At 74.0% G+C, this 25,802-nt stretch carries 21 protein-coding genes and 2 pseudogenes; 14 read left to right on the top strand and 9 right to left on the bottom strand.

Going from position 1 to position 25,802, the window contains the following annotated elements; all coding sequences use genetic code 11:
• Positions 1–74: 74 nt before the first annotated feature.
• Positions 75–1,031 carry an NAD-dependent epimerase/dehydratase family protein gene (locus DEH69_RS17125; protein WP_113687855.1) on the bottom strand — a complete coding sequence of 319 codons (957 nt, stop codon included), beginning with the start codon at positions 1,029–1,031 and terminating at the stop codon, positions 75–77.
• 229 nt (positions 1,032–1,260) lie between these two features.
• Here DEH69_RS17125 and DEH69_RS17120 point away from each other — a divergent pair, with 229 nt between their 5' ends.
• Positions 1,261–2,358: an NAD-dependent epimerase/dehydratase family protein gene (locus DEH69_RS17120; RefSeq protein ID WP_113687854.1), complete on the top strand. Its 1,098-nt coding sequence runs from the start codon at positions 1,261–1,263 to the stop codon at positions 2,356–2,358.
• A 90-nt stretch (positions 2,359–2,448) separates the two neighbouring features.
• Positions 2,449–2,888: pseudogene (locus DEH69_RS17115) on the top strand (thiamine pyrophosphate-binding protein); the annotation flags it as partial.
• A 270-nt stretch (positions 2,889–3,158) separates the two neighbouring features.
• On the opposite strand, the gene DEH69_RS17110 reads toward DEH69_RS17115, so the two are convergent.
• A complete protein-coding gene (locus tag DEH69_RS17110) occupies positions 3,159–3,980 on the bottom strand; it encodes a SigB/SigF/SigG family RNA polymerase sigma factor (RefSeq protein ID WP_113687853.1) in 822 nt (273 codons plus the stop codon).
• 239 nt (positions 3,981–4,219) lie between these two features.
• Here DEH69_RS17110 and DEH69_RS17105 point away from each other — a divergent pair, with 239 nt between their 5' ends.
• From DEH69_RS17105 to DEH69_RS17075, 7 genes are all read left to right on the top strand, one after another.
• On the top strand, positions 4,220–5,269 hold the full coding sequence (locus tag DEH69_RS17105) for an NAD-dependent epimerase/dehydratase family protein (RefSeq protein ID WP_258534729.1): 1,050 nt from the start codon (positions 4,220–4,222) through the stop codon (positions 5,267–5,269).
• Positions 5,266–6,861 (top strand): NAD(P)/FAD-dependent oxidoreductase, encoded by a 1,596-nt coding sequence (locus tag DEH69_RS17100; RefSeq protein WP_113687851.1) that lies wholly within the window; start codon positions 5,266–5,268, stop codon positions 6,859–6,861. Before DEH69_RS17105 ends, DEH69_RS17100 begins: the two co-directional genes overlap by 4 nt.
• The gene (locus DEH69_RS17095; RefSeq protein ID WP_113687850.1) at positions 6,840–7,298 is read left to right on the top strand and encodes an SRPBCC family protein; all 459 of its coding nucleotides are present in this window, start codon (positions 6,840–6,842) and stop codon (positions 7,296–7,298) included. Before DEH69_RS17100 ends, DEH69_RS17095 begins: the two co-directional genes overlap by 22 nt.
• A gap of 132 nt (positions 7,299–7,430) precedes the next feature.
• Complete coding sequence (gene ctaD / locus DEH69_RS17090) at positions 7,431–9,164, top strand: cytochrome c oxidase subunit I (RefSeq protein ID WP_113687849.1); 1,734 nt, start codon at positions 7,431–7,433, stop codon at positions 9,162–9,164.
• Position 9,165: 1 nt separating this feature from the next.
• On the top strand, positions 9,166–9,525 hold the full coding sequence (locus tag DEH69_RS17085) for a hypothetical protein (protein ID WP_113687848.1): 360 nt from the start codon (positions 9,166–9,168) through the stop codon (positions 9,523–9,525).
• Between the two features lie 167 nt (positions 9,526–9,692).
• A complete protein-coding gene (locus DEH69_RS17080) occupies positions 9,693–11,042 on the top strand; it encodes an MFS transporter (protein WP_113687847.1) in 1,350 nt (449 codons plus the stop codon).
• A 67-nt stretch (positions 11,043–11,109) separates the two neighbouring features.
• The gene (locus DEH69_RS17075; RefSeq protein ID WP_113687846.1) at positions 11,110–11,295 is read left to right on the top strand and encodes a hypothetical protein; all 186 of its coding nucleotides are present in this window, start codon (positions 11,110–11,112) and stop codon (positions 11,293–11,295) included.
• 22 nt (positions 11,296–11,317) lie between these two features.
• Here DEH69_RS17075 and DEH69_RS17070 read toward each other — a convergent pair whose 3' ends face one another.
• Positions 11,318–12,340, bottom strand: coding sequence for a hemolysin family protein (locus tag DEH69_RS17070; RefSeq protein WP_113687845.1), 1,023 nt, complete (start codon positions 12,338–12,340; stop codon positions 11,318–11,320).
• A complete protein-coding gene (locus DEH69_RS17065) occupies positions 12,337–13,644 on the bottom strand; it encodes a hemolysin family protein (RefSeq protein WP_113687844.1) in 1,308 nt (435 codons plus the stop codon). Before DEH69_RS17065 ends, DEH69_RS17070 begins: the two co-directional genes overlap by 4 nt.
• Before the next feature lie 222 nt (positions 13,645–13,866).
• Between DEH69_RS17065 and DEH69_RS17060 the strand changes: the two genes are divergently transcribed.
• Positions 13,867–15,891 carry a TIM-barrel domain-containing protein gene (locus DEH69_RS17060; RefSeq protein ID WP_113687843.1) on the top strand — a complete coding sequence of 675 codons (2,025 nt, stop codon included), beginning with the start codon at positions 13,867–13,869 and terminating at the stop codon, positions 15,889–15,891.
• A 28-nt stretch (positions 15,892–15,919) separates the two neighbouring features.
• On the opposite strand, the gene meaB is transcribed toward DEH69_RS17060, so the two are convergent.
• The 4 genes from meaB to DEH69_RS17040 all read right to left on the bottom strand — a co-directional run bounded on the left by meaB (position 15,920) and on the right by DEH69_RS17040 (position 21,919).
• A complete protein-coding gene (gene meaB / locus DEH69_RS17055; protein WP_113687842.1) occupies positions 15,920–16,909 on the bottom strand; it encodes a methylmalonyl Co-A mutase-associated GTPase MeaB in 990 nt (329 codons plus the stop codon).
• A 62-nt stretch (positions 16,910–16,971) separates the two neighbouring features.
• Positions 16,972–19,173: a methylmalonyl-CoA mutase gene (gene scpA / locus DEH69_RS17050; RefSeq protein ID WP_113687841.1), complete on the bottom strand. Its 2,202-nt coding sequence runs from the start codon at positions 19,171–19,173 to the stop codon at positions 16,972–16,974.
• Complete coding sequence (locus tag DEH69_RS17045; RefSeq protein ID WP_113687840.1) at positions 19,173–21,059, bottom strand: methylmalonyl-CoA mutase subunit beta; 1,887 nt, start codon at positions 21,057–21,059, stop codon at positions 19,173–19,175. Before DEH69_RS17045 ends, scpA begins: the two co-directional genes overlap by 1 nt.
• 200 nt (positions 21,060–21,259) lie before the next feature.
• Positions 21,260–21,919 carry a nucleoside/nucleotide kinase family protein gene (locus DEH69_RS17040; protein ID WP_113687839.1) on the bottom strand — a complete coding sequence of 220 codons (660 nt, stop codon included), beginning with the start codon at positions 21,917–21,919 and terminating at the stop codon, positions 21,260–21,262.
• A 257-nt stretch (positions 21,920–22,176) separates the two neighbouring features.
• On the opposite strand from DEH69_RS17040, the pseudogene DEH69_RS33655 reads away from it, so the two are divergent.
• Positions 22,177–22,512: pseudogene (locus DEH69_RS33655) on the top strand (glycoside hydrolase family 6 protein); the annotation flags it as partial.
• A 59-nt stretch (positions 22,513–22,571) separates the two neighbouring features.
• A complete protein-coding gene (locus tag DEH69_RS32800; RefSeq protein ID WP_113687837.1) occupies positions 22,572–23,006 on the top strand; it encodes a glycoside hydrolase family 6 protein in 435 nt (144 codons plus the stop codon).
• A 15-nt stretch (positions 23,007–23,021) separates the two neighbouring features.
• On the opposite strand, the gene ligD is transcribed toward DEH69_RS32800, so the two are convergent.
• Entirely contained in the window at positions 23,022–24,029 is a 1,008-nt protein-coding gene (ligD, locus tag DEH69_RS17025; RefSeq protein ID WP_258534727.1) for a non-homologous end-joining DNA ligase, read from the bottom strand.
• Between the two features lie 436 nt (positions 24,030–24,465).
• On the opposite strand from ligD, the gene DEH69_RS17020 reads away from it, so the two are divergent.
• On the top strand, positions 24,466–24,876 hold the full coding sequence (locus DEH69_RS17020) for a hypothetical protein (RefSeq protein WP_147255646.1): 411 nt from the start codon (positions 24,466–24,468) through the stop codon (positions 24,874–24,876).
• A gap of 27 nt (positions 24,877–24,903) precedes the next feature.
• Positions 24,904–25,740, top strand: coding sequence for an SDR family NAD(P)-dependent oxidoreductase (locus tag DEH69_RS17015; protein ID WP_113687834.1), 837 nt, complete (start codon positions 24,904–24,906; stop codon positions 25,738–25,740).
• Positions 25,741–25,802: the final 62 nt, after the last annotated feature.

Below are 25,802 nucleotides of genomic sequence, written 5' to 3'. Positions count from 1 at the left end.
AACCCTCCGCGCACACTGGTCGGTTGTCGCCCCCTGAGAAGCCTTGAGAAGCCCCGGGAAGCCCCGGGAAGACCTCAGCGCGCCGGGGCCGCCGCCGCCCGCTCCCGGTACCACGCGATCGTGCGCGCCAGCCCTTCTTCGGGCGGCACGCGCGGCTCCCACTGCAACTTGCCGCGCGCCAGCGTGATGTCGGGGCACCGCACCGTCGGGTCGTCCACGGGCCGCTCGATCAACCGCACCGCCGAGTCCGAACCCGTAAGGCGGATGACCAGATGTGCCAGATCCAGCATAGATATCTCCGCCGGATTACCGATGTTGACCGGCCCGCGGAGGTCGGACTCCGCCATCGCGAGCACGCCGCGCACCGTGTCGTCGACATAGGTGAGCGAACGCGTCTGGTGCCCGTCGCCCGTCACCGTCAGCGGCTCCCCGTCGAGCGCCTGCCGGACGAACGTCGGCACCGCCCGCCCGTCGTGCCCGCGCATCCGGGGTCCATAGGTGTTGAAGAGCCGCACGATCCCCGTGTCCGTCCCGTGCACCGCGGCCTCGGCCGCCGTCAGCGCCTCGCCGAACCGCTTGGCCTCGTCGTACACGCTGCGCGGCCCGACGGGGTTCACATGCCCCCAGTACTCCTCGTTCTGCGGATGCTCCTTGGGGTCGCCATACACCTCGGACGTCGAGGCCAGCACGCACCGCGCGCCGTGCCGCCTGGCGAGCGCGAGGGCGTTGCGCGTGCCGAGGCTGCCGGTCTCCAGCGTGTGGATCGGCAGCCTCAGATAGTCGGCGGGTGACGCGGGTGACGCGAAGTGCAGCACCAGGTCGGCGGGGCGCGCCACGTCGAACGCGTCGCACACGTCGGCCTCGATGAGCGAGAAGCCCTGGCGGTCGCGGAGGTGGTCGACATGGCGGGGGTCGGCCGTGCTCAGGTCGTCGATGCAGGTGACGGCCGCTCCTCGGTCGAGCAGCGCGGTGCACAGGTGCGAGCCGAGGAACCCGGCCCCGCCCGTGACGACGGCGTGTCGAAAACGCATGACATCTCCTCCGGTCCACTTCCGGTCGGCTTCGGTCCGCCCCACTTCGGTCAGCTTCGGTTGGCGACCGTGAGCGACCGTCCCCAGGTACCCGCGACAAAACAGGTGAAACGCCCACAAATGCCTTGGCGTGTGGCGCAAGACGCCGCGGGGTACCCGGCAGGGGCCGCCCCACACACCGCCGGACGGCCGGACCATCCGCGGGCGGCCCGGCGCGAAGGGAAGCCCGATGACAGCCGCCAGCGAAAGCAGCCCCGACGACGGCAGGCGCGTGGTGGTCGTCGGCGCCACCGGCAACGTCGGCAGCGCCGTCGTCCGCGCCCTCGCGGGCGACCCCGAGGTCGCATCGGTCGTCGGCCTCGCCCGCCGCGTCCCCGGGTGGTCCATGGAGAAGACCACATGGGCCGCCGTGGACCTCGGGCACACGGGCGCCGCGCGCGACGCGCTCGCCGCCCACTTCGCCGACGCCGACGCCGTGATCCACCTGGCCTGGATGATCCAGCCCGCGCGCGACCCGCTGACGACGTGGCGCACCAACGTCCTCGGCACCGACGAGGTGCTGGCCGCCGCAGCGGCGGCCAGCGTTCCCGCGCTGATCTGCGCCTCGTCCGTCGGCGCCTACGCGCCGGGCCCCAAGGACCGCTTGGTGGACGAGAGCTGGCCCACCCATGGCTGGCCCACCGCCTCGTACACCCGCGAGAAGGCGTATGTCGAGCGCATGCTCGACGCCTTCGAGCTGGAGCACCCCGGCATCCGCGTGGTGCGGATGCGCCCCGGCTTTCTCTTCGCGCGGCACGCCGCGTCAGGGCAGCGCCGCCTCTTCCTCGGCCCGCTGCTCCCCGCCCCGCTGGTCCGCCCTGGCCGCACCCCCGTCGTTCCCGACGCGCCAGGGCTGCGCTTCCAGGTGCTGCACACCGCCGACGCCGCCGAGGCGTACCGGCTGGCCGTGCACCGCCCGGTGCGCGGGGCGTTCAACCTCACCGCGGACCCCGTCGTCGACCCGGCGCTGCTCGCCGACATGTTCGGCGCGCGCACGGTGCGGGTGCCGCGCCCGCTCCTGCGCACCGCGCTCGCCGCCGCGTGGGGCGCGCGGCTCGCGCCCGCCGCGCCCGGGCTGTTCGACGCGCTGGTGCGCCTGCCGCTCATGGACCGCACGCGCGCCGAGGAAGACCTGGGCTGGACCCCGCGCCGCGACGCGCGCGACGCGCTGGCCGACCTCATCCACGGCCTGCGCCACCGCACGGGGCTCGACACCCCGCCGCTGCGCCCCGAGGTGCCGGGCGGCCGACTGGCCGAGGCGGCCACCGGCGCGGGGCGGCGCCCCTGACCGCCTGGAGCGGACCTCGGGGTTTCCCGGCTCGGCCCGCCCGCTTCCGTTGAAAGGGAAATGATGTGAGCCACACCGAGACGGTCGCCGATCATCTGCTGCCGACTGCGCGCCTGGGGCGTCGAGACCGTCTACGGCTACCCGGGCGGTGGGATCAACGGACTGCTCGCCACCTGGGGCCGAGCCGCCGACCAGCCGCGCTTCATCAAGCCCTCAGGCACGAGGAGATGGCGGCGTTCGAGGCCGTGGGGCACGCCACGTTCGGCCGAGGGCTCGGCGTGTGCGTCGCCACCTCGGGCCCCGGTGCGATCCACCTGCTCAACGGCCTCCACGACGCCGCGCTCGACCACGTTCCCGTGCTCGCCGCCGTCGGCCAGACCAGCCGCACCGCCCTGGGCGGCGCGTACCAGCGGGAGATGGACCGGCGGGAGGTGGACCGGCACGCGCTGTTCGGCGACGTGGCCGCCTACCGGGAGACGGTCACCGTGCCCGAGCAGCTGTTCAACGTCCTTACTCCGAGCGTGGCAACGAAGAATCCCACCGGTCACCGCGGCGTGAGCGGTCGACGTTCAACGCGAGGGGGTGTCGCGCTTGCGGGCCCTGTACCGCTGCACCGCCCGCCACACCATGCGGGCCACGCCGAGTGCGACCATGGGCCGCTTGAGTGGTCCGAGACGCATCGCGCGCCGCCTCCTTCCGGCCGATCTCCGGCCGATCTCCGGCCGACGTCCGGCCATCTCCGGCCGATCTCCGGCCGACAAAAGCCCCGTCCCCCCCTCTCCTGCCCGAACGCGCCGGGTTCAGGCCGCCCGGCCCGCCTCGACGTCCTCGACCTCGGCCCTGATCCGCTCACAGGCCCGGCTCAGCAGCCGCGACACATGCATCTGCGAGATCCCGAGCTGCCGCGCGATGCGGCTCTGCGTCATCCCGTGGAAGAACCGCAGATAGAGGATCTGCCGCTCCCGCTCGGGCAGCGCCCGCAGCGGGCTCTTGACCGCCTCCCGATCCACCACCCGGTCGAACCCCGGCTCGTGCGTGCCGAGGGTGTCGAGCAGCGAGTAGTCGCCGTCGGCGCCTGGCAGTTCGGCGTTCAGCGACAGGGTGCTGTAGCTCTCGAGCGCCTCGAGCCCCGTCTTGACCTCCTCCTCGGTGAGCCCGCAGTGACCCGCGATCTGCTCGACGCTCGGGCCGCGGTCGTCCAGGCGGAAGCTCAGCTGCCTGATGGCCGCCCTGACCCGGTTCCGCAGTTCCTGCGTGCGCCGGGGCACGTGCAGCCCCCACATGTGGTCGCGGAAGTGCCGCTTCACCTCGCCGACGATCGTCGGCACGGCGTAGCTCTCGAACGGGCGCCCCCGGCTCGGGTCGTAGCGGTGCACGGCCTTCACCAGACCCAGCGCGGCCACCTGCTCCAGGTCTTCGAGCGCCTCGCCGCGGTCCCTGAAGGTGCGGGCGAGCCGGTCCGCCATGGGAATCCAGGCGCAGATCACGTCCCGGCACAGCTCCTCCCGCTCGGGGCAGGGCGGCAATTCCGCGATGCGCTTGAATTGCCAGCTTGTGTCCGGTGCGTCGTCGTGCGGATGGCGATTCTTGCGGGTCTTTCGGGAATGCGCGGGTGTATTCATTCTGCTCTCCCAGGTGAGGGTGGGCGTGCCGCTCTGCTCGCCACGGGAAGAGGCCGTTCCGACCAGTCTGCCTGCTATCCGGGTCACGCACATCTCGGGCGGATTCACCCCGCCCTTCCCGGGTATGCCGCGCCACCGGGCGGCGATCGGCGCAACGGCACGTTTCTCAGGGGCCAGGGCGGATACCCGGCCCCGGATTTCCCACCATTCCACGGAGAGCGCCGGGAGCGAGGATGGCCATGCACACCGGATCCGCCGCGCTGCGCGTCGTGGTCACGGGCGCGACGGGGGCGCTGGGCCCCGCGGTGGTGCGCGGGCTCGCCGCCGACCCGCGCGTCGGTACGGTCGTCGGCCTCTCCCGCCACCCACCCCACACCGGCCACCCAGCGGACCCCCGCCACCCAGCGGACCACCGCGACACCCCGGCGCCGGAGCGGGTGCGCTTCGTCCGCGCCGACCTCACGACCGAGCCCGACCTCGCGGGGCTCTTCGCTGGCGCCGACGCCGTGGTCCATCTGGCCTCGCTCTCGCCGCCCGCGCGCGACCCCGCCGCGACGTGGCGCACCAACGTCATCGGCAGCGACCGGGTGTTCGAGGCCGCCGCCGCGGCCGGGGTCCCCGCGCTGGTGCACGCCTCGTCGGTGATGGCCTACGCGCCGGGCCCCAAGGACCGCGCGGTGGACGAGTGTTGGCCCACCCATGGCTGGCCCGCCGCGGCCTACCCGAGGGAGAAGGCATACGCCGAGCGGCTCCTCGACGCGTTCGAACGCCGCCACCCCGGGGTCAGAGTCGCCCGCATCCGCCCCGGCATCGCGCTGCACGGCGCCGGGGCGCCCGGTCAACGGCGCCGGTTCGCGGGCCCGTTGGCGCCCACGCGGCTGCCGCCTGGCCCGCTGCGCGCCCTGCCCGACGTGCCGGGGCTGCGCTTCCAGGCCGTGCACACCGACGACGCGGCCGACGCGTTTCGCCGCGCCGCGCTCGACCGGGGCGCGCGCGGCGCGTTCAACGTGGCCGCCGACCCGCCCGTGGACGCCGCGCTGCTCGCCGAGCTGACCGGCGCGCGCCGCGTCCGCGTCCCCGCGCGGGCCGCGCGCGCCGCCCTGGCCGCCGCGTTCGCGCTGCGCCTGGTGCCCACGTCCGCTGGCACCCTCGACTCCGTGCTGTCGCTGCCGCTGATGGACACCGCCCGCGCCCGCGGCGTCCTGGGCTGGGCCCCGCGCCACTCCGCCCGCGCCGCCATCGCCGCGCTCGTCGAAGGGCCAGGCGCCGCATCGGGGGAACGACCATGAGCCCGGCCCACGGCGGGGCCCCCGACGCGATCGTCATCGGCGCCGGGCCCAACGGCCTGACCGCGGCCAACGTCCTCGCCGACGCGGGCTGGCGCGTCCTGGTCCTGGAGGCGGAGGACGAGCCGGGCGGCGCGGTGCGCAGCGACAGGGGCGTGCACCCCGACTATGTGCACGACCTGTTCAGCGCGTTCTACCCGCTGGCTGTCGCGTCCCCCCCGCTGCGCGCCCTCGGCCTCGAACGCTGGGGCGTCACCTGGAGCCACGCCCCCGCCGTGCTCGCCCACCCCACGCCCGATGGGCGCTGTGCGGTCCTGCACCGCGACCAGGAGCGCACGGCCATGAGCATGGAGGGGTTCGCGCCGGGCGACGGCGAGGCGTATCTGCGGCTGCTCGCCCGCTGGGACCGGCTCGGCCCGCAGCTGCTCGGCGCGTTGCTCGGCCCCTTCCCGCCCGTGCGCCGCCTGGCCACGCTGCTGCCGGGACTCAGGGCGGCCGGCGGCCTGCGGATGCTGCGGATGCTGACGCTGCCCGCGCGGCGGCTCGGCGAGGAGGAGTTCGCGGGGGACGGCGCCCCGCTGCTGCTCACCGGCTGCGGCCTGCACGCCGACTTCCTGCCCGAGTCGGCGGGCAGCGGCCTGTTCGGCTGGCTGCTGGTGATGCTCGGGCAGCGCCACGGCTGGCCCGTCCCCGTCGGCGGCGCCGCCGCGCTGACCGCCGCGCTCGCCCGCCGACTGGCCGACCGCGGCGGGGAGTTGCGCTGCTCCACGCCCGTGTCGGGAGTCGTCGTCCGCGAAGGGCGCTGCCTCGGCGTCACCACCGCGGACGGCGAGCCGATCCGCGCCAGGCGCGCCGTGCTCGCCGATGTCCCCGCGCCCGCGCTCTACGGCGGACTGGTCGGCTGGGAGCACCTGCCCGACCGGCTGCGCGCCGATGTGCGCCGCTTCCAGTGGGACCACCCCACCATCAAGGTCGACTGGGCGCTGACCCGGCCCATCCCCTGGGCCTCGCCCCAGGCGGGCGCCGCGGGCACCGTCCACCTGGCCGACAGCGTCGACCACCTGACGCGTTACGCCGCCGACCTCGTCACCGGTACCCCGCCGCGGCGGCCCTGCGCCGTCCTCGGCCAGATGACGACGTCCGACCCGAGCCGTTCCCCCGAGGGCACCGAGTCGGCCTGGGCGTACACCCATCTGCCGCGCGACAACGCCGCCCCCGCCCCGCCCGAGGCGCTGGCCGACCGGCTGGAGGCCGAGGTCGAGCGCTATGCGCCCGGCTTCCGCGACGCCATCGCCGCGCGCCGGATCATGGCCCCAGGCGACCTCGAACGGCACAACCGCAGCCTCCACGGGGGCGCGGTCAACGGCGGAACGGCCGCGGTGCACCAGCAGTTGATCTTCCGCCCCGTGCCGGGCACGGGGCGCCCCGCCACCCCCGTCGCCGGTCTCTACCTGGCGTCGTCATCCGCCCACCCCGGCGGCGGCGTGCACGGCGCCTGCGGGGCGAACGCCGCGCGCGCCGCGCTGCGCGCCCGGCTCACGCCCGCGGGCCTCGACCTGCCAAGGAGGCCGCCATGGCGGTCCGGCCGATCCTGATCAGGCGCCCGCCGCCCGCGGTCTGGGCCGTCCTGTGCGACGGCAGCCGCTTCGCCGACTGGGTCGTCGGCACCCATGACTCCGCGCCGCTCGACGACGACTGGCCCGCGGTCGGCTCGGCCATCCGCTATGTCGTCAGGCTCGGCCCGCTGCGCGCGCGGGGTCGCACCGTCGTCCGCTTCCACGAGCCGGGGCGCCGCATCGAGCTCGAGGCGCAGAGCAGGTCGGCGGGCACCGCCCGCATCGCCATCGAGGTCCGGCCATGGGGCCGGGACACCACCCTGGTCACGGTGGACGAGCACCCCCTCACCGGCGTGATCCGGCATCTGCACAACCCCCTGTTCGAGGCGGTGCTCCAGCTCCGCCACCGCCTCATGCTGCGCAATCTCGCCCGCGTCGTGGAGTCCTCGGTCGAGGCCCCGGGCGGAAGCCGTTGAGCGGTCCCTGATCAACGGCGCCAACGGCCGAGCGCCACCGGCGCGTTCGCACACGCCCACGAACGAGTCAAACCGGGTTATCGCGTCCCTCCGGCGGTACAAACGGGCCGCGACCCGAGAAAGGACCCGTTCATGGCGACCCTCACCGAAACGCGCCCCGAGGAGCAGGCCCCGGCGCCCAGGACGCCGGGGCAGATCCTGGTGTCGTGGCTCACCACCACCGACCACAAGCAGATCGGCTCGCTCTACCTGACCACGTCGTTCTTCTTCTTCTGCGTCGCCGGCCTGCTCGCGATGGTGATGCGGGCCGAACTGGCCAGGCCCGGCATGCAGATCATCTCCGCCGAGCAGTACAACCAGGCGTTCACGATCCATGGCACGATCATGATGCTGCTGTTCGCGACGCCGCTGTTCGCCGGGTTCGCCAACTGGATCATGCCGCTGCAGATCGGCGCCCCCGACGTGGCGTTCCCCCGGCTCAACGCCCTGGCGTACTGGTTCTACCTCTTCGGCGCGATCATGGTCGTCGGCGCGCTCCTGCTGCCCGACGGGGCCGCCAGCTTCGGGTGGTTCGCCTACAGCCCGCTGACCGACGAGCGCTACTCGCCGGGGCACGGCCCCACCCTGTGGGTCATGGGCCTCGTGCTCTCCGGCTTCGGGACGATCTTCGGCGCGGTCAACTTCATCACGTCCATCGTCTGCATGCGCGCCCCCGGCATGACCATGTTCCGGATGCCGATCTTCACCTGGAACGTCCTGCTGACCAGCGTGCTCGTGCTGATGGCGTTCCCCGTGCTCGCCGCCGCGCTCCTCGCCATCGGCGCCGACCGGATCTTCGACGCCCACATCTACGACCCGGCCAACGGCGGCGCCCTGCTGTGGCAGCACCTCTTCTGGTTCTTCGGGCACCCCGAGGTCTACATCATCGCCCTGCCGTTCTTCGGGATCGTCACCGAGATCCTGCCGGTCTTCTCGCGCAAGCCGATCTTCGGCTACATCGGCCTGGTCGCCGCCACGATCGCGATCACCGGGCTCTCGATGACGGTGTGGGCGCACCACATGTTCGCGACGGGCGCGGTGCTGCTGCCGTTCTTCTCGCTGGTCTCGTTTCTCATCGCCGTGCCGACGGGCGTGAAATTCTTTAACTGGATCGGCACGATGTGGAGAGGCTCGCTCAGCTTCGAAACGCCCATGCTGTGGGCGATCGGCTTTCTCGTGACGTTTCTCTTCGGCGGCCTCACCGGAGTCCTGCTCGCGTCGCCGCCGCTGGACTTCCATGTCACCGACACCTATTTCGTGGTCGCCCACTTCCACTACGTGGTCTTCGGGACCGTGGTGTTCGCGATGTTCGCGGGATTCTACTTCTGGTGGGCCAAGTTCACCGGGAGAATGCTGGACGAGCGCCTTGGGAAGATCCATTTCTGGACGCTCTTCGTCGGATTCCACGGGACGTTCCTCGTCCACCACTGGCTCGGCGCCGAGGGCATGCCGCGCCGCTACGCCGACTACCTCGCCGCCGACGGGTTCACCACGCTCAACATGATCTCCACCATCGGCGCGTTCCTGCTCGGCCTCTCGACGCTGCCGTTCCTCTACAACGTCTGGCACACCCACCGCAACGCCCCGAAGAACCACGGCGACGACCCCTGGGGCTACGGCCGCTCCCTGGAGTGGGCCACCTCGTGCCCGCCGCCCCGCCACAACTTCGTGGCGCTGCCCCGTATCCGCTCCGAGTCGCCCGCGTTCGACCTGCACCACCCGGACATCATCAAGCTCGACCACGCGCGGCACACGGGCCGCAGGGACATCACCGAGGCGCCCGACCACGCGCCCGGCCCCGGCGGCGGCGAGAGCGAGGGCCGCTGACATGACCGCGACCCCCACCCGGCGCGAGGCCGTCCTCGGCATCGCCAAGATCGAGGGCTATCTGCTGTGGCAGGCCGAGCTGTCCAACGCCCGCGTCGAGGGCGCGTCGTTCGCCGCCGCGCTCACCTGGCTGACCGAGGAGCAGCGCGCCGACATCGCCGAGCGCTACGCCGAGGAGCGCGTCAGGCTCGCCCGCCGCGTGCTCACCGGCGTCGCCGAGCGCTGCGCGGCCCTCGACGCGGAGTACGGCGAGCGCTACCGCCGCCTTCGCGTCCGCCTGCTCGCCGTGGCCCTGTGCACGCTGCTCGGCTGCGCCACCCTGGCGATCGTGGCGCTCGCGGTCGCGGCCGAGGGCGTGTGACCCATTCCACGCACCGCGTGGATGCCAGGTGGGGCAAGGGATCGGGGCGTCCGCCGCAGGGCCCCTGGCGATCTTGGTCTTCCGGGGGTTCGCCGCGTTTGCCATGGTGGGCCGCGTCGCCCGGCGCGCGCTCTCCGCGCTGGCCCCCGACCCCTCCGTTCTCTCCCATGGCCTCTCTTGCCTCGCGCCTCGTTCCCTCGCTGCCGCGCCTTTCGCCCGCGGCCCTGACGACAGGGTCGCGCAGCCCGTGGCGTTCGCTGCGGACGCCCAGCATGCGCTGGTGGTCGGTGGCCAACCTCGTCTCCAACGCCGGTACCTGGATGCAGCTGACCGTGCAGAACCTGCTGGTTCTCCAGGTCACCGGGTCCGCCGCGATGACCGGCCTCTCGCTGGCCGTCCAGGCGGGCCCCGGGCTGCTCCTCGGCCTGCTCGGCGGCGCCGCGGTGGACCGCTGGCCCCGTAAGCGCACGGCGGCGCTCAGCCAGGCCGGACTCGGCCTGGTCGCGCTCGTGACCGCGGGCCTCGTGGCGTTCGGCGCGCTCTCCGTGCCCGCGCTGCTGATCCTCGCGGCCGTCACCGGCGTGATCGCCACCGTGGACGCCCCGGCGACCGCCCTGCTCGGCAACGACCTGGTGCCCACCAGGGACGTGCCATCGGCCATCGCGCTCGGCTCGGCCGTGCACAGCGTGGGCCGCCTCGCGGGAACGGCCCTCGCGGGCGTCGCCATGGTCGCCTTCGGCCCCGCCGCGGCGTTCGCCGCCAACGGCCTGTCCTTCGCCTTCGTGTCGAGCGTGATCCCGTTCCTGAAGCTGATCGACAAGAGCGGCGAGCAAGGCGCCGCGCCGGTGCCCGCCGCGAAGCCCGAGGGCTTCGATGGCACCGCGCGCGAGGGGCTGCGGTTCTTCATGCGCCGCCCCCGGCTGGTCGCGCTCGCCGCGATCACCGGGCTCGGCGCCGTCTTCGGCCGCAACTACGCCCTGACCCTCGCCGTGCTGGTGACCGGTCCGCTGGCGGCGGGAGCGGGCGCGTTCGGCACCGTCTCCACCGCCCTCGCCGTCGGCGGCATCGCGGGCGCGCTGCTCGCCGGTGTGCTCCAGCGGCCCTCGGTCCGCATGGTCGCCGCGATGGCCGGGATCGGCGCGGTCCTCCAGATCGCCGCGGGGCTGACCCCGACGCTGGCGCTGCTGATCGCCCTGGTCATCCCCATGGCCGTGGTCGAGTCGGTGTCCGACACCGCGGGCACCACCGTGCTCCAGACCGACCCGCCCCCGCACATGCGAGGGCGTGTGCTCGGCGTCTGGCGCAGCCTGTCCACCGGCTGGGGCCTGATCGGCCCGCCCGCCATCGGCCTGCTGATGGAGCTGGTGGGAGCCAGGGCCGCCCTGGTCATCGGCGGACTCGTCATCGCCACCGCGGCGGGCGCCGGACTCCTGGTCCACAGCCGCCGCACGGCCCCCGCCGCGGCGCCCGCGGTGTCCCTGACCAAGGCGCCCGCACCCCTGGCCGCCGCGGCCTGACCGGCACCGCGCCGCACCGGCGCGGCTCCGGCCGTTTGCGTTCGCCGCTCCCGGATACCCGCGGGGCATGAGCGACCAGGATCCCTCGCAGGCCGAGGGCGAGCGCGAGAACGGCGACCAGACCGAGCCAAGACACCGCGGGCAGCCACACCCCAGGCGGCCCCCGTCCCAGGCCGAGGGCGAGCGGAACAAGGACAACGGGTTCCCCCGGGACGCGCGGCCCCGGCGCGACGGCGGACGCACGCGCCGGTGAACGGCGTTCGCCCGCACGGCGTTCAGCGCGCGTTCGCCGCCGGGCCCACCAGCTCTTCGAGCACGTCCTCCATCGTCACAAAGCCCAGCAGCCTGCCCCGCGCGCTGGTGACCGCGGCCAGGTGCGTCACGGCCGCGCGCATCGTCGTGAGCGCGTCGTCGAGCGGCGTGTCGGGCCGCACCCGCACCACCGGGTGCAGCGCCTCGCGCGGAAACGGCCGGTCACGCGCCGCCGCGCCCAGCGCGTCCTTCACATGCAGGAAGCCAAGCACGGTCGAGCCGGGCCCGGTCACGGGGAAGCGCGAGTAGCCCGACTCCGCCGAGACCCGTTCAAGGCGCCGCGGCGTCACCCGGTGGTCCACCGCCACCATGCGGCTCAGCGGGACGACGATCTCGGCGACCGTCCGGCTGCCCAGCTCAAGCGCGTCCCGCAGCCGCCTGCTCTCCCGCGCCTCAAGCAGCCCCGCGTCGCTCGAGTCCTGCACGAGCCGCGCCAGCTCGTCGTCCGTGAACACCGACGCCACCTCGTCCCTGGTCTCCACGTGGATCAGCCGCAGCAGCCCGTTCGCCGCCGCGTTGATCGCGAACACCACGGGCCGCAGCGCCCGCGTCACCGCCACCAGCGGCGGCCCCAGCAGCAGCGCGGCCCGGTCGGGCGCGGCAAGCGCGATGTTCTTGGGCACCATCTCGCCGACCAGCATGTGCAGATAGGTCGCCAGGGTCAGGGCGATCGCGAACGAGATCGGGTGCACCACCCCGTCGGGCACGCCCAGCGCGTCGAACAGCGGCTCGAGCAGGTGCGCGACGCCGGGCTCCGCCACCGCGCCGAGCACGAGCGATGACGCGGTGATGCCCAGCTGCGCGGTCGCCATCATCGGCGACAGGTGCCGCAGCGCCCACAGCACGGTGCGCGCCCCGCGCTCGCCCGCGTCCGCGCGCGGCTCGATCTGGTCCCTGCGCACCGAGATCAGGGCGAACTCGGCCGCCACGAAGAACGCGTTGGTCACCAGGGTCAGCGCGCCGAGCGCCAGTTGCAGCGCCGTCATGGCGCCTGAGGCCCCTCGGCCGGCGCGGCGATCCGCACCCGCTCGGCCCGGTGCCTGGCCGTGAACATCACGGTCAGCCGCCAGCCGTCGATCGTCACATGGTCGCCGGTGGCCGGGATCCGGGCCAGCCGGTTGGCGAGCAGCCCCGCGGCCGTCTCATAGGGCCCGTCGGGCACCGGCATCCCGAGCGCGGCCAGCTGGTCGAGGCGCACGCCGCCGTCCGCCTCCCATGTGCCGGGGGCCGTGCGGGCAAGCCCCGGGCCCTCCTCGGGGTCGTGCTCGTCGCGCACCTCGCCGACCACCTCCTCGACGATGTCCTCAAGCGTCACGACGCCCGCCGTTCCGCCGTACTCGTCGACCACCACCGCCATCGAGTGCCGCTCCCTCAGCCGTTCGAGCAGCCGGTCCACCGGCAGGCTGTCGGGCACCAGCACGGGCGCGCTCGCCAGCCGCTCCACGGGCGTCGTCGAGCGCTCCGCCTCGTCGAGGGCCAGCACGTCCTTGATGTGCACGACGCCGATCACGTCGTCGGGCCCCGCGTCGTACACGGGGAAGCGGGACAGGCCCGTGGCCAGCGTCAGATTGGCCGCGTCGGCGGCCGTCGCGGTGTTGCGCAGGGCGTGTACGTCCACGCGGGGCGTCATCACGTTCTCCGTGGTCAGCTCGCCCAGGTGCAGGGTGCGCACAAACAGCTCCGCCGAGTCCGACGGCAGCACGCCCTCCTCGGCCGAGTGCCGGGCCAGCGCGATCAGCTCCTGTGGGGTGCGGGCCGAGGCCAGCTCCTCCGTGGGTTCGAGGCCGACCAGCCGCACCAGCCGGTTCGCCGTCTCGTTCAGGTGCCGGATGAACGGGGCGAACGCCGCGGTGAACGCCCGCTGCGGCCCCGCCACCGCCCGCGCCACCCGCAGGGGCCGCGAGATCGCCCAGTTCTTCGGGACCAGCTCCCCGATCACCATCAGCACCACCGTCGACGCCGCGACGCCGAGCCCCACCGCGAGCGAGGACGCAAGCGCCTCGGGCAGCCCGGCCGCCTCGAGCGGGCCGCGCAGCAGCCTCGCGAACGACGGCTCGGCCAGCATGCCGATCACCAGCGAGGTCACCGTGATGCCCAGCTGCGCCCCCGACAGCTGGAACGTCAGCGCCCGCGCCGCCCGCAGCGCACCGGCCGCGCCAGGCTCGTCCGCCGCGGCCGACCGTTCGAGATCGCCGCGCTCCACCGTCGTCAGCGAGAACTCGGCCGCCACGAACACCGCGCAGGCCAGCGTGAGCAGCAGGGCCACCAGGAGAAGCAGCACCTCGATCACCGAATCACCCCTGTTCCGGGTCTGGGACACGCGCGTGGCCAGCGACTCCTGAAGGTTCCCACCCTGGCGGCGGCCATGCGCGCGACGGTCCGCCGGACGGGGAACCCCCCTACCGACTCATCGGCGCACGCCCCCGGCGCCTTGAGGGCGCGTGGCCCGTTTCCGCAGGCCAGCGGCGGGTACCCGGGCGGGGCCACCGACACATGAGGGAGGCGACAGGCGGTGAGCGAGACGACGGCCGAGATCGACCCCTACGCGGCGGTCGAGCCCGACCCCGACGCCACCGACGGCGGGTCCCTGCGGGTCACCCTCGCCTCGGGGCGCGCGGTGCGGTTCGCGTGCACGATCCCCGTGACCGGGGTGCTGCGGCTGCGCCAGGAGGGCCCCGACGCGACGTCCGACGACGGCTCGCCCGTGATGACCCCGGTGGCCACCCGCCCCGCCCGCGTCGTCGCCGTCCGCGGCGGCGTGGAGATCACCGGGCCCGGAGTGCGCGCCACGTGGCGCGGCGGGCAGGGCCTGCGGTTCGGCGCGTACGAGCGGTTCGCCGACCCGCAGGCCGACACCGTGCCGTTCAGCGCGGGATACGAGCCACCGTCGCCGGGCCACCCCGTGGGGCGCTGGGTGGAGGCCATCCACCTCGCGCCCGACGCGGCCGTCTACGGCGGCGGCGAGAGCTACCAGGGCATCAACCTGCGCGGCGGGCACCGCAGGCTGCGCAACACCGAGGAGAGCAGGGCCGCTGGCCGCGACTCCGCCTATCTCAATGTGCCCCTGATCTGGTCGGACGCGGGCTGGGGCCTGTTCGCCCACACCGGGGGCTCGGTCGAGGCCGACCTGGGCGCCACCCACTCCGAGGCCGCCAAGGTCGCCATCGGCTCCCGCAGCCTCGACCTCTTCCTGCTCTCCGGCACCGCCACCGAGATCCTCGACCGCTACCAGGCCCTCACCGGGCGCCCCCGCGACCTGCCCGCATGGGCCTTCGGCGTCTGGATGAGCCGTTCCTCCTACTTCACCGCGGACGAAGTGGTCGCCACCGTCGACGAGTTGCGCGAGGCGGGCTGCCCCGTCGACGTCATCCACGTCGACGAGTGGCTCTCGGAGTCCGTCCTCGACGACGCCGCCTGGAGCACCGAGCCCGACCGCGCCCGTTTCCCCGAGGGCTGGGCCCGCGCCCTGGCCCAGCGCGGCGTGCGCACCAGCCTGTGGATCAACCCCTACGTCAAGCGCGGCACCCCACTCGCCGCCGAGCTCGCCGACCGCGGCTTCCTCGTCACCGACGGCGAGGGAACGCCCGTGCCCACGGCCGACAACTCCGACACCTTTGTCGTCGACTTCACCAACGGCGCCGCCCGTGCCTGGTGGAACCGCCGCGTCGCCCACACCCTGGAGCGGGAGGGGAACGCGGCGTTCCTCGCCGACTTCGGCGAGGAGATCCCCGAGGAGGCCGTCTTCGCCGATGGCACGCTCGGCTGGGAGCGCCGCAACAGCTACGGACTGATCTACCAGGACGCCATCAGCGAGGCGGGCCTGGCCGCGCGCGACGGCGACTTCCTCGCCATCTCACGCTCGGGCACGGCCGGTTCGCAGCGCGACCCCGCGCACTGGGCCGGCGACCTGCCCTCCACCTGGGGCGGCATGGTCTCCACGCTGCGGGCCGTGCTCTCCATGGCGCTCTCCGGCGTGGGCGTGGTCACCTATGACGCGGGCGGCTACTGGACCCCCGAGTCCTACGCGCTCGCCGGGCGGCTGCGGAAGACCATGGAGCCCGACCGGGTCCTCGCCGATGTGGAGCCCGAGCTGTACGGCCGCTGGGCGCAGTGGGCGGCGTTCTCCCCGATCATGCGCTTCCACGGAACGGGCCGCCGCGAGCCCACCGCCTACCCCGAGCCCGCGCGCGGCGCGGCCGTCGCCGCGTGCCGCCTGCGCCACCGGATGCGCTCCTACATCGCGCGCGCCGCGGCCGGGGGCCCGCCGCTCATGCGCCCCATGCCGCTGGCCTACCCGGGCGACCGCGCCGCGCGCGACGCCGACCTCCAGTACCTCTTCGGGCCCGATGTGCTGGTCGCCCCCGTCCTTGAGCCGGGCGGCCACCGCGCCCTGTGGGTGCCGGAAGGCGAGTGGACACCGCTGCTCGGCTGCCCGCCGCTCAGCGGCCCCGGCTGGCACGAAGTCCGGTGCGGGCCAGGGGAGTTCCCGGCGTTTGTGCGCGCGGAACGCGGACCCGCCGCCGTCCTCGACGGCTGACGCCCTGACGCCCTGACGCCTCGGCGCTTCACCGCTCGCCGAGGAACGCCTCGATCAGCTTCCCCGCCGCCAGCGTCGCCGTCAGCCTGCCCTCCCTGACCCGCTCCTCCACATCGGGCGCGAGCGCGGCCACCGCGGGGTGCCGCTCCAGGGCGCCGAGCACGTGGTCGCGGACCATGGACCACACCCAGTCCACCTGCTGCTCGCGCCGCTTGGCGGTCAGCCGCCCCGACGCGTCCAGCGTCGCCCGGTGCTTCTCCAGGCGCTCCCACACCGTGTCGAGCCCCGTGGACTCCCGCGCGCTGCACGTCAGCACCGGCACCGTCCAGCCCTCCTCGGCCGGGTGCATCATGCGCAGCGCCCCCGCCAGCTCGCGCGCCGCCGCCTTGGCGTCCCCACGGTGCTCGCCGTCCGCCTTGTTGACGGCGATGACGTCGGCCAGCTCGAGCACGCCCTTCTTGATGCCCTGGAGCTGGTCCCCGGTGCGCGCCAGGCTCAGCAGCAGGAACGAGTCGACCATGCCCGCCACGGCCGTCTCCGACTGCCCCACGCCCACGGTCTCCACCAGCACCACGTCGTACCCCGCCGCCTCCATCACCACGACGCTCTCGCGTGTCGCCCGCGCCACCCCGCCCAGCGTTCCGGCGCTGGGGGAGGGGCGGACGAACGCGGCGGGGTCGACGGCCAGGCGCTCCATGCGCGTCTTGTCGCCCAGGATCGAGCCACCCGTCCTGGTGGACGACGGGTCGACGGCCAGCACCGCCACCCGGTGCCCGAGCCCGGTCAGCATCGAGCCGAAGGCGTCGATGAACGTGGACTTGCCCACGCCCGGCACCCCGCTGATCCCGATCCGCCGCGACTGACCCGCGTGCGGCAGCAGGTCGAGCAGCAGCCGCTGGGCCAGCTCCTGATGGTCGGCCCTCGTGGACTCCACCAGCGTGATGGCCCGGGCCACATGGGCCCTTGACCCCTCCAGGACGCCCTTGGCATAGGCGTCGATGTCGATAGCGCGCGGCACCCTCGGCTCCTCGGACGCGTTCCTCCCTGACACCTGCCCTGACACCATCGCGCGGCGGGCCGTTACAGCTCGTGGCCCAGCGCCGCCGCCACGGTGATCAGCAGGTCGTGCGCGGCGTCGGGGATGACCGTGCCGGGCGGGAAGACCGCGGCGGCGCCCATCTCGTGCAGCGTCGCCACATCCGCGGGCGGGATCACCCCGCCGACCACGATCACGATGTCCTCGCGGCCCGCCTCGGCCAGCTGCTCGCGCAGCGCGGGCACCAGCGTCAGGTGCCCCGCGGCCAGCGACGAGACGCCGACCACGTGCACATCCGCCTCCACCGCCTGCCGCGCGACCTCGGCAGGGGTCTGGAACAGCGGGCCGACATCCACGTCGAAGCCCAGGTCCGCGAAGGCCGAGGCGATCACCTTCTGGCCGCGGTCGTGCCCGTCCTGGCCCATCTTGGCCACCAGGATCCTCGGGCGCCGCCCCTCCGCCTCGGCGAACGCGGCCACAAGACGCCTGGTGCGGTCCACGCTCGGCGCCTCTTTCGCTTCCTCCCGGTACACCCCGGAGATGGTACGGATCTGCGCCGAGTGGCGCCCGAAGACCTTCTCGAGCGCGTCCGAGATCTCGCCCACGGTGGCCTTGGCGCGCGCGGCCGACACGGCGAGCGCCAGCAGGTTGCCTTCGAGGCCGCCGCGCCCCGAGGTGTCCCCGGCCGCGGCCGTCAGCGCGGCGAGCGCCGAGCGGCACGCGTCCTCGTCGCGCTCCTCGCGCAGCCGCCGCAGCTTCTCGATCTGCTGGGCGCGGACCGCGGAGTTGTCGACCGCGCGGACCTCGATCTGCTCGTCGGCGTCCACGCGCCGGGTGTTGACGCCGATGACCGGCTGGCGGCCCGAGTCGATGCGCGCCTGCGTCCTGGCCGCCGCCTCCTCGACCCGCATCTTGGGCAGCCCCGCGTCGATCGCCGCGGCCATGCCGCCCGCCGCCTCGACCTCATCGATGTGCTGCCACGCCCGCCGCGCCAGATCGTGCGTGAGCCGCTCCACATACGCGCTGCCGCCCCACGGGTCGATCACGCGCGTGGTGCCCGACTCCTGCTGGAGCAGGATCTGGGTGTTGCGCGCGATGCGCGCCGAGAAGTCCGTCGGCAGCGCCAGCGCCTCGTCTAGCGCGTTGGTGTGCAGCGACTGCGTGTGCCCCTGGGTCGCGGCCATCGCCTCGACGCATGTGCGGGTGACGTTGTTGAACACGTCCTGCGCCGTGAGCGACCAGCCCGAGGTCTGCGAATGGGTGCGCAGCGAGAGCGACTTGGGGTTCTCGGGGCCGAACTGCCGCACCAGCTTGGCCCACAGAAGCCGGGCGGCGCGCAGCTTGGCGATCTCCATGAAGAAGTTCATCCCGATCGCCCAGAAGAACGACAGGCGCGGCGCGAACGCGTCCACCGAGAGCCCCGCGCCGAGCCCGGCCCGCAGGTACTCCACGCCGTCGGCCAGCGTGTACGCCAGCTCGAGATCGGCCGTCGCCCCCGCCTCCTGGATGTGGTACCCGGAGATCGAGATCGAGTTGTACCGCGGCATCCGCCGCGACGTGAACGCGAAGATGTCGGAGATGATCCGCATCGAGGGCCGCGGTGGATAGATGTAGGTGTTGCGGACCATGAACTCCTTGAGGATGTCGTTCTGGATGGTCCCCGCCAGCTTCTCGGGCGGCACCCCCTGCTCCTCGGCCGCGACGATGTAGAGCGCGAGCACGGGCAGCACCGCGCCGTTCATCGTCATCGACACCGACATCCGGTCCAGCGGGATCCCGTCGAACAGCTGCCGCATGTCGTAGATGGAGTCGATCGCCACGCCCGCCATGCCGACGTCACCCGTCACCCGCGGATGGTCGCTGTCGTAGCCGCGGTGCGTCGGCAGGTCGAACGCCACCGAAAGGCCCTTCTGGCCCGCCGCCAGATTCCTGCGGTAGAACGCGTTGGACTCCTCGGCCGTCGAGAACCCCGCGTACTGCCGAATGGTCCACGGCTGGTTCACATACATCGTCGGGTAGGGGCCACGCAGATACGGCGCCACGCCCGGGTAGGTGCCAAGGAAGTCAAGGCCCTCCAGGTCCTCCGCCGTGTACAGCGGCTTGACCGAGATGCCCTCGGGGGTCTCCCACAGCAGGTCCTCGACGCCGCGGCCCGCGCCCTCCTTCACCGCGGAACGCCACTGCTCCACCGTGCCTTCGGTGCTCGCGGGGCCCAGGCCGATGCCCGCGAAGTCGGGGATCTGCATCACGCCACTCCCAGGTGGTCGAGGACGGAGGTGAGGACGGCGACCGCGTCGCAGCCCGCGAAGACGAACGTGTCGATGCCAGCCTTCTCATAGGCTTCCCGCGCGTCCCCAGGCCGACCCGCGAGGAACACCCGGCTCGCGCCGCCCGAGGTCAGCGCCCTGGCGACCGCCTCGGCCCGCTCGGCGTACAGCGCGTCGCTCGAGACCAGGCACGCCACCGTGGCCCCGCTGGCCGCGAGCGCGTCGCCCGCCGACGCGGCGTCCACCGTCACCGGCTCGTGCACCGGCTCGATGCCCGCCGCCTTGAAGAGGTTCGCGGCGAACGTCGCGCGCGCCGTGTGCGCCGAGGGCGGGCCGAGCGCCGCGAGGAACACCCTAGGGCGCGCGCCCGTCGACGCAAGGTGCGCGTCGGTGCGCGCCCGCAGCGCCTCGTACGCCTCGTCCCTGCGCACCCGCGGCAGCCCGCCGCCCGGCCGCCTCGGCGCGCGCTCGCGCACCACGGGCGCCTGCTCGGGCTCCGGGTACTCGCTGACGCCCGTGACCGGCTCCCGGCGCGTCGCCAGCCGCGCCGAACGCCGCTCCCACGTGTCCGAGAGCCGCGCGGCCACCAGGCCAGAGCCGAGCGCGGCCGCCTGGCCGCCCGCCCCCTCGATCTCCTGGAACCACGCCCACGCCGCCTGGCTCAGATCGTGCGTCAGCCGCTCCACGTACCACGAGCCGCCCGCGGGGTCGATGACCCGCGCCAGGTGCGACTCCTCTATCAGCACGGCCGACGTGTTGCGGGCCACGCGCCGCGCGAACGCGTCGGGCAGGCCCAGCTCCTCGTCGAACGGCAGCACCGTCACCGCGTCGGCCCCGCCCGTCCCCGCGGCCAGGCAGGCCACGGTGGTGCGCAGCATGTTCACCCACGGGTCGCGGCGCGCCATCATCACGGGCGACGTCACGGCGTGCTGCCGCTGCGCCCGCCCCGCGGGCGCGACCCCGCACACCTCGGCGACCCGCGCCCACAGCCGCCGCGCGGCCCGCAGCTTGGCGATCGTCAGGAACTGGTCGGCGGTGGCCGCGTAGCGGAACTCGAGCAGCCCGCACGCCGCGTCCACCGGCAGCCCGGCCGCCGTGAGGTCCCGCAGATAGGCGACGCCGGTGGCCAGCGAGCAGCCGAGCTCCTGCGCGGCGGAGCCGCCCGCCTCGTGGTAGGGCAGCGCGTCGACGGTCAGCGCCGTCACCCTGGGCAGCTCCCGGTGGCAGCGCGCGGCGAGATCGGCCGCGGCCGACGAGCGCTCGGCGAGGCCCGACGTGTCGCCCGTGCGGGCCGCCAGGCCGAGCGGGTCGGCGCCGAGGTGGCCAAGCGCGTCCTGGGGCGCGACGCCCCGCGCGGCGAACAGCGCGATCAACTCCCGCGCCGCCGCCTCCGTGTCGGCGCCCGCGTCCAGCACCACGGGGGCCAGGTCGAACAGCACGCCGTCGAGCGCCCTGCCGAGGTCGCCCACGGGAATGCCCTCGGCGCCGACCGCCAGCCACACCGACGTGGCGCCGCCCTCGAGATCGGCGAGCACCGCCTCGTTGGTCCGCGCCGGATCGGGGTCCACATGCCGCTGCCGCACGTCCCACCCCGAGACCGCGGTCCCCGCGGCCCTGCCCCCGCGCACAAACGGCGGGAAGCCGGGGAGCCCCGCGTCGTCCACCGCGTCCTCCGCGGTGTAGAGCGGCCGGGTGACGAGCCCGTCCTCCAGCCGCGTCGCCAGCGCGTCCTCGACCGCGCGCCCCGCCAGCTCACCCTTGCCCGCCTTGCGCAACACCCCGGCCACGAGGCGCTGCCACTGCTCGCGGGTGGCCTCGGGGAACTCGGCGGCCAGCGGGAGCCCCTCATCAGTCACGACCGTCATGCACCGACTCTATGCCGCACGGCTAAATGCGCCCCAAAGCAGAACGCCGCGGTCGCTGTGACCCTAGCCACGGTACGGGGGGCTGTGGGATGAAGGCGGGGTGCCGTGGAATGGGTGCGGGGTGCTGGCGCCCTCCACACCGTGTGCGCACGAGTGCCGACGGTATCCGCCGAGCCCGTTCGGCGCACGGCCTCAGGCGCCTACAAGCCGCTCGGCGACCGGGACGGCCGCCCCCCACCCCCAAGGCGAACCCACGCGTCGCACCCCACCACCGTCCCCTCGACGAGCCCCGCGTTGGGCGCGTCGTTCGCGTCGATCCACGCGCGGGACGCGGACTCCGTGCGGCCGTGCGCCACATGGCGCCGCATCAGCCGCTCGTCGCGCTCATCGGGCGGCGCGTCCACGTACCACAGCCGGTCCATCAGGGCGCGCGCCTCGCGCCAGCCGGGGAGGTCGCACGCGAGATAGTTCCCCTCGGTCACGATCAGGCGCGCCCCCGGCGCCACCCGGTGGCTGGCCGCCACCGGCTCGTCGAGGTCGCGGTCGAAGTCGGGGACGTACACGTCCCGACCGTCGTCCCGCGCCAGCCGCCGCAGCAGCGCCGCATAGCCCCACACGTCGAAGCTCGGCTCGGAGCCCTTGCGGTCCCGCAGGCCGAGCCGGTCCAGCTGCGCGTTGGACAGGTGGAAGCCGTCGAGCGGCACATACGCCGCCGTCTCGCCCAGCGCCTCCACCACGGCGCGCGCCAGCGTGGACTTCCCCGCCCCCGGCGCCCCCGCGAGGCCGAGTACCGCGCGCCGGTCCTCCCGCACCAGCGCCCGCGCCGCCTCGATCACCTGGGCCCGCTCCGTGAGTTCCATGCCCCGAGTCTTTCCCTTCCCCGTTCCGTGCCGCTATCTTGGGAGCGCTCCCATCACCCCGAGGAGAGCCCCGATGCCGTTGCGCGCCCCGCTGGGAACGCTCCTCGCCGCCTCCGTCCCCGGCGGCGCGATCGCCGGGCAGCCCACCGCGGTATGGCTCGACGAGCTGGCGGACGTTCCCGGCGAGCCCGGCGCCCCTGGCCTGCAGCGACCACCTGGTCGAGGGGCTGGCGCAGGGCGCGGACGCCGTTCGGCTGGTGCTGCGCAACCTCCCGGGCCGCGACTGCCACCGCGCCGTCTCCACGGGCGAGTTGGGCCCGGACGAGATCGAACGCTACGAGGCGGACTTCGTCGATCCGATCGCCGGGACGCTCGCCCGCCCGAGTACGCGGGGCTGCGCGTGGTCGTCATCGTCGAGCCGCGCGCTGCCGCTCCTGGTCGCCCACACCGGGGGCCGCGCGGGCGCCACGCCCGAGTGCCAGGAGATGGCAACCAATGGCCACCACATCCGCGGCATCGACCATGCCGTGGAAACGCTGGGCGCGCCTCCGCGTGTCTATGTCTACCTGGACCTCGGCAGCCACAAGCCCGTGGGCTTCGACGACACCTTCGGCCCCACCGCCCGGCTGGCGCGGGACGCCGTCACCTCGTCGTGGGCGGCGAGCCGGTGCGCCTGGGCAGCAGCTGGATCGCCGGGGATCGCTTCGCCGACGAAGTCCCCTTCGCCCTCGCGCTGCGCGATGAGCTGGTGGGCCTCGGCTTCGACCCGGGCATCGGGATGCTGGTCGACACCTCGTGCAACGGCTGGGGCGGCCCCGAACGCCCCATGGGCCCTGGCCCGTTGACCACCGCCGACGAGTACGTCGAACACGGGCGCCTCGACCGTCGGCTCAGCCCCGCCCACTGGTGCAACCAGGCGGGGGTCGGGCTCGACGGCGCCGACGCGCCGGAGGGCGACCCCGGCTCCGGCCTCTGCACCGCGTGCGGCTCGCCTGGCGGCGCGCTGCGCGGCGGGCCCGCGGTGGGGGAGTGGTTCCCCGAGCACTTCGCGTCGCTCCTCGCCCACGCCTGGCCGCCGCTCCCTTAGGGCCTCTCGACTCCCTCAGGGCCTCTCGACCACGATCTCCTCGGCGTCCTTGTCGGGCCGCAGCCCGCGCCAAGACGACTGGCGCAGCCGCCGGTCCCGCGTCCAGCTGCGGAACGCCACCTCGCCGACCAGCCGCGGCTCCACCCAGCGCGCGGTGCGGGCGTGCGCGCGGGGGACCGGGTCGGCGAAGGGGCTGGTGGGGCGCGCCAGCGGGGCGAGCCGTTCCATGAGGTCCGCGAGCGCCGCCGCGCGGAACCCCGTGCCGACATGGCCGAGGTAACGGAGCGCGCCGCCCTCGTCGAACGCGCCGAGCAGCAGCGACCCCAGCGTTCCCCCGCGCCGCCCCTCGCCCGGCTGCCAGCCGCCGATGATCGCCTCCTGCGTCCTGATCAGCGGCTTCTTGATCCACAGCTTGGAGCGGCGGCCCGGCTGGTAGGGCGAGTCGAGCCGCTTGGCCATCAGCCCTTCGAGGCCGTGCCGTTGGGCCACCCCCAACAGCTCGTCGGGGCGCGCGTCGGGTCCCGAGTAGCTCGGCGGGAACGCCAGCCGCGCCGCCGCGTCCGTCCCCTCCACCTCGGCCGCGAGCTCGTCGATGACCGCGCGCCGCCGCTCGTACGGCTGGTCGAGCAGGGTGGCCCGGTCGAGCAGCAGGACGTCGAACACGAAGTAGGTGACGGGTGAGCCGCCGCCCTCGCGGCCGCGTCGGCGGCGGCGTTGGAGCAGCCCGAAGTCGGGGCGTCCGGCCTGGTCGAGCGCCACGATCTCGCCGTCGAGGACGGCGGCCCTGCCGCGCAGCGCCCGGCCGGGAGGCTCGTCGAGCTCGGGGTAGGTGGCGGTGAGGTCGTTGCCGTTGCGGCTGGTCAGCCGCGTGGTGCCGTCGCGGGCGACGCGGACGCAGGCGCGGTAACCATCCCACTTGTACTCGTACGCCCATGCGCCGGTGGGGAGTTCGGCGTCGATGGCCAGCATCGGCGGGATCGCGTCGGGGACGGCGTCTGGGCGTGTCGGGGGCGTTGCGGCCATGGGCACAGTAGACGCCGGGGGGGCCATCACGGCCACGCACGGTAACCGGAACGGCGCACCCGTGCGTGTCCTTCCAGGTTGCCATGGCTACTCCGCATCCCGCACCCTGCAATTCTCAAAGTTCTTGTTGCGACCTGAACTTGGCAGTGACATAGTGAAGTGACGCGTTTCACCTGAGTGAACGGGTGCGCGGCTCATCGGCCAGACGAAAGGCGGCAGCATGGCTTTTCCCGCCACGGCGCCTCCCTCCGGCCCTGCCCGGTCGCGCCCCCTCGGCCGCGGCGAGCCGGTGTCGGTGCAGGGTCGGTTCGCCGCGCCGTGGTCCCCTTCGCCAGGGCCACTTCTCAGCACCGCCTGGTGCGTGGCCGAGCCCGCCGACGGCGCCCGCCGGTCGGTCCGGACGGTCGCGCTCCGGCGCCCTTGACGGGACGCCAGCATGGATCGACCACGAGTCAGCACCCATCTGTATCTGCCGGTCACCATGCCCGACGGAAGATCAGGGGACGCGGTGGGCGTCTCCGAGGAGCACGGGCGCTCGATCATGACGAGCCTGCCGCGTGCGGGCGCGGTGTTCGCTACGGGGTTCCAGTGGTGGTGGGTGGTGCCGTCGGAGTCGCAGGTCGGCCTGATGTGGCCGTCGACCGCGCGGTACTGGACGGGCGCGTGCCGCCCCGGGCCGCAGCGCAGGGGCCGCCTGCCGAGGCTGGCGCCCCGGCTGATCCACTGGCCCGACGACGACGCGACGCCCTATACGCACCCGTTGCTCCTGTACATCGCCGTGTGCCGCCTCGCGGGCGTGCCCCCCGTGCTGTCATCGCCCGCGGCCTCGGGCTGCGACTATCGCTGAGCGGGCGCCGTTTGCTAGACATGCGGCATGACTGACACCCCATCAGCACCGGTCGGTACCAGCGCGAACGGCCATGTCGCCATCGTCACGGGCGCGAATCATGGCATCGGCGCCGCGACGGCCAGGGCGCTCGCGGTGCGCGGCGTCGCCGTGCTGTGCGCGTATCTGCGCCTGCGCGACCCCGAGGAGGCGGAGCAGGGGGAACGCTACGCCGAGGCCCGCGCGGCCAGCGGCGAGGCGGTGGCCGAGGAGATCAGGCGCGAGGGCGGCAGGGCGGCGGCGTTCGAGGCGGACCTGGCCGACCCGGCCTCGGCGGCCGCCCTCTTCGACGCCGCCGAGGAGCGGCTCGGCCCGGTCGACATCCTCGTCAACAACGCCTCCGGCTGGATTCAGGACACCTTCACCCCCGACGCGGTCGACGCGCTCGGCCGCCCGATGCGGCCGGTGTCCGCCGAGACATGGTCGCGGCAGTTCGCGGTGGACGCGATGTCCCCCGCCCTCCTGATCGGCGAGCTGGCCCGCCGGAGCCGGGCGCGCGGCGCCAGGTGGGGACGCATCATCGGGCTGACGTCGGGGGGCGATCTGGGCTTTCCCAGCGAGGTGTCCTACGGCGCGGCGAAGGCGGCGCAGAACAACTACACGATGTCCGCCGCCCTCGAGCTCGGCGACCTCGGCATCACGGCCAACGTCGTGCTGCCACCCGTGACCGACACGGGCTGGGTCACGGACGAGGTCAGGGAGTTCGTGGCGTCGAGTGCGTCGCACTTCCACGTCGCGTCCCCCGACGAGGTCGCCGAGGTGATCGCCTATCTCGCCTCGGACGAGGCATCCCTGATCACGGGCAATGTGATCACGTTGCGCTAGCCGCCGCCCGGGCGGGGCCGATCGTGCGCGTGGGGCGAGACGTTCGCCAACTCTTCACCCTC

Source organism: Streptomyces sp. PT12 (assembly GCF_003311645.1).
In the GTDB taxonomy this organism is placed as follows: domain Bacteria; phylum Actinomycetota; class Actinomycetes; order Streptomycetales; family Streptomycetaceae; genus Streptomyces.
Note: the sequence above shows the minus strand (reverse complement) of the source record. Positions and strands in the feature narration are given on the sequence as shown.